Below are 2971 nucleotides of genomic sequence, written 5' to 3'. Positions count from 1 at the left end.
GAAACCGAGGTTTTGGCCGCCAATGTGATGGCCCTGATCGAGCAGATCGGCATCGATCCGCGCAAGGTGGCGGTGGAGCGCAATCTCGAAATCGTGCCCAAATCGGCCTATGTCGCCACGCCGATCGAAGCTGGTGACCGCTTTGAGATCGTCCACTTTGTCGGCGGCGGGGATTGAGTCGTTAAGCCTTGCCCGTGAATGGGTTGACGATGCGCACACCTTCGATGGTGGCACCGTCCTGCATATCCTCAGTATAAAGGACGCTGGCCCCGGAGAGGATAGCTGCCGCAACGATAAATGCGTCATAGACGGATAAATGATAGCGTTCCGCCAGCCGCCGCCCAAGCCGGTGGGTCTCCCGCGTCACGTCGGTAGTCTCAAACAACCCTTCCAGCGTTTCCAGAAACCGCACGGTTTCAGACCAGTTCAGGTCGGTCTTACGGCGGATGACATTCAGCAGTTCGTTCAGCACCTGCACGCTGATCGTACCTCCGCCAGCGATGAGGTCGGCGCAGCACTCGCCCTTGTGCCTGTCTTCCTTCAGCAGATAGACCAGCACATTGGTATCGAAGAAGGCACGCTCAGCGGCCATTGACGTCTTCGCGGTCAAATTTGAAATCCGTCGGCAGACGACCCGCAAAGCCGCGCACGCGCTCGATCAGGGCGTCCCGGTCAGGCTTGCGCGCAATAGCGAATTGCCGCGCATCCTGCACGTGGATTTCGATTTCGTCGCCGTCCTTCAGTTCCAGAGCTTCGACTACCGCAGCGGGCAGGCGCACCGCCAGACTGTTGCCCCATTTGGAAACCTGCATGTTGCACCCGTTTTTGATATACATAACTAAGTAAGTATATCATTTTGCGCGTCTTGCGGACACAACTTATTTCCGTAACGGCTGAGGGGGTGGTCAGACGCAAAGAAAGCATTATAGAGACGCCAAAGCGTTTCATACGGGACCGATACTTATGACCGAACCGACCGCCGCCCTTTCACCCGATACCTGGACCGTTGCCGGGCGCACCTTTTCCTCGCGACTGATCGTCGGTACGGGGAAATATAAGGACTATGCCCAGAACGCCGCGGCGGCGCGGGCGTCGGGTGCGGAGATCGTCACCGTAGCCGTGCGTCGCGTCAATCTGACCGATCCGAACCAGCCCATGCTGATGGACTATGTGAAACAGGACGAATTCACCTACCTGCCCAATACGGCGGGCTGTTTTACGGGCGAAGATGCGGTGCGCACCCTGCGTCTGGCGCGCGAAGCCGGCGGCTGGAACCTCGTCAAGCTGGAGGTCCTGTCTGACCCCAAGACGCTTTATCCCGACATGGAAGAGACGCTGCGCTCGCTGAAGCTGCTGGTCAAGGACGGCTTCGACGTCATGGTCTATTGTTCGGACGATCCGGTCTATGCCAAAAAGCTGGAAGAGGCCGGGGCGTGCGCCATCATGCCCCTGGGCGCGCCCATTGGTTCGGGTCTGGGCATCCAGAATCGTGTGACGCTGCGCATCATTATCGAGAACGCCAAGGTGCCGGTGCTGGTCGATGCGGGCGTAGGCACCGCGTCGGATGCGGCCGTGGGTATGGAACTGGGCTGCGACGCCATCCTGATGAACACGGCTATTGCCGAAGCCAAAGACCCGATCCGCATGGCGGTGGCCATGAAGCATGCGGTTATTGCGGGACGCGAAGCCTATCTGGCCGGGCGGATGGCGAAGAAGCTCTATGCCGATCCGTCCTCACCGCTGGCGGGCCTGATATAGGCGCGGCTCTAATCTGGGACGGCCCGTTCTCCCTTTTCCAGCCTTTCGAGATGTGCCTGGTGATAGTCGGGGGCGAAGATGGCCGGATGGCGACGCAGTTCGGCGTCCGGCGGTTGACCCGTCTCGCTCAGGATGCGTTGGTAATACTCACCCCACAGGTTCATTAGCTTGGTGACATCGGCTTCGACATAGCCTTCGTCGCGCCACAGGGCGAGGTGCATCCCCTTGGCAATGGTGACGATCTTATCAAACATTTCGCCACGGCGGGTTTCGTAGTGACCCTGACGGTTCAGTTCGGCCTCGGCGCGTTCCAGCGCCAGCTTCTGAGCGGCCTCTTCGTCGATGGTGTAGCTTCTGAGACCGTAACGTTGTGGTTTCGCCTCTTCGGCATCGTCAGAAGCGAGGTTGCGGGCAGTGGCCTTGATGGATTTCGGCTCTGGCGGCGGGGCAAAGAGCTGACACAACATGCTGTCCGCCGCCATGACGGCGCGGGCCGTGCGCTCGGCTTCGAGCGCGGTTTCCGGTTTCGACAGCGAAGTCACGTGACCCAGCACCGTGTCGGCAAAGTCGCGCAGGGTAGCGCGACGCTCGGCCAGCAGCGCTGTCAGTTCCGCCTTGTTTTCCGCGTGGACATCCATGCGGCCATGATGACACAGGCTGAGCGCGCGGGGATAGATGCTCACCTCTCCTCCCTGTGCCAGAGGCATGGGGAGGTGTCAGCGTAGCTGACGGAGGGGGTAACACCACAGGCAGGAAAGGCCTTAGGTCTTTGAAATATAAGAGCATTCCCCCTCCGGCTTTTGTCGCTACGCGCCAAAAGCCACCTCCCCATTGCTGCGCAACAGGGAGGAGGGAGGAGGGAGGAGGTTGACAGTTTGCGTGTGCCGTTCGCGGTGAAACCCTGATCCGGGGTCTGGGGGCAGTTGCCCCCAGAATCTTTCCCCCCAGAATCTTTCCCCCCAGAATCTTTCCCCCCAGAATCTTTCCCTCCAGAATCTTTCCCTTATGAGATTACTTGGCCTTCTGACGCGCCGCCGTCACCAAGGTCTGGAGCTGCGGGATATCGCCGCCATTGACCAGCACGCCATCAACGATGAAGTTGGGTGTCGCTGCGATGCCCAGCTTATAACCCAGTTGCAGGGTTTCCTCGATCTTGGCCTGAATGGCGGGCGACTGAGCCCTGGCGTGCAATTCGGCCGGGTTGACCCCGGCG

General features: G+C 59.9%; 6 protein-coding genes. 2 read left to right on the top strand and 4 right to left on the bottom strand.

Going from position 1 to position 2971, the window contains the following annotated elements:
• Window positions 1-12: 12 nt before the first annotated feature.
• A complete protein-coding gene (thiS, locus tag Q0072_RS12335) occupies window positions 13-177 on the top strand; it encodes a sulfur carrier protein ThiS (protein ID WP_298330514.1) in 165 nt (54 codons plus the stop codon).
• A 4-nt stretch (window positions 178-181) separates the two neighbouring features.
• Here the strand turns inward: thiS and Q0072_RS12330 are convergent, their stop codons facing one another.
• Both Q0072_RS12330 and Q0072_RS12325 read right to left on the bottom strand, forming a co-directional pair.
• On the bottom strand, window positions 182-592 hold the full coding sequence (locus Q0072_RS12330) for a PIN domain-containing protein (RefSeq protein ID WP_298330511.1): 411 nt from the start codon (window positions 590-592) through the stop codon (window positions 182-184).
• On the bottom strand, window positions 582-812 hold the full coding sequence (locus tag Q0072_RS12325) for an AbrB/MazE/SpoVT family DNA-binding domain-containing protein (protein ID WP_298330508.1): 231 nt from the start codon (window positions 810-812) through the stop codon (window positions 582-584). Before Q0072_RS12325 ends, Q0072_RS12330 begins: the two co-directional genes overlap by 11 nt.
• Window positions 813-963: 151 nt before the next feature.
• Between Q0072_RS12325 and Q0072_RS12320 the strand changes: the two genes are divergently transcribed.
• The gene (locus Q0072_RS12320; RefSeq protein WP_126423929.1) at window positions 964-1758 is read left to right on the top strand and encodes a thiazole synthase; all 795 of its coding nucleotides are present in this window, start codon (window positions 964-966) and stop codon (window positions 1756-1758) included.
• A gap of 8 nt (window positions 1759-1766) precedes the next feature.
• Here the strand turns inward: Q0072_RS12320 and Q0072_RS12315 are convergent, their stop codons facing one another.
• Complete coding sequence (locus tag Q0072_RS12315; RefSeq protein WP_298330505.1) at window positions 1767-2441, bottom strand: hypothetical protein; 675 nt, start codon at window positions 2439-2441, stop codon at window positions 1767-1769.
• Between the two features lie 328 nt (window positions 2442-2769).
• Window positions 2770-2971 (bottom strand): DsbA family protein (locus Q0072_RS12310; protein WP_298330502.1); only part of this gene is annotated, 202 nt, incomplete at its 5' end.

The sequence above is a fragment of the Asticcacaulis sp. genome (assembly GCF_027484505.1).
In the GTDB taxonomy this organism is placed as follows: Bacteria; Pseudomonadota; Alphaproteobacteria; order Caulobacterales; family Caulobacteraceae; genus Asticcacaulis.
The sequence above is the reverse complement of the archived record's forward strand: the minus strand, read 5'-3'. Positions and strand labels throughout refer to the sequence as shown.

What these genes read in the sequence shown, in the direction of transcription:
- Q0072_RS12330 (WP_298330511.1), bottom strand. Translation starts at nt 592, where the DNA reads ATGGCCGCTGAGCGTGCCTTCTTCGATACCAATGTGCTGGTCTATCTG.
- Q0072_RS12325 (WP_298330508.1), bottom strand. Translation starts at nt 812, where the DNA reads ATGCAGGTTTCCAAATGGGGCAACAGTCTGGCGGTGCGCCTGCCCGCT.
- Q0072_RS12320 (WP_126423929.1), top strand. Translation starts at nt 964, where the DNA reads ATGACCGAACCGACCGCCGCCCTTTCACCCGATACCTGGACCGTTGCC.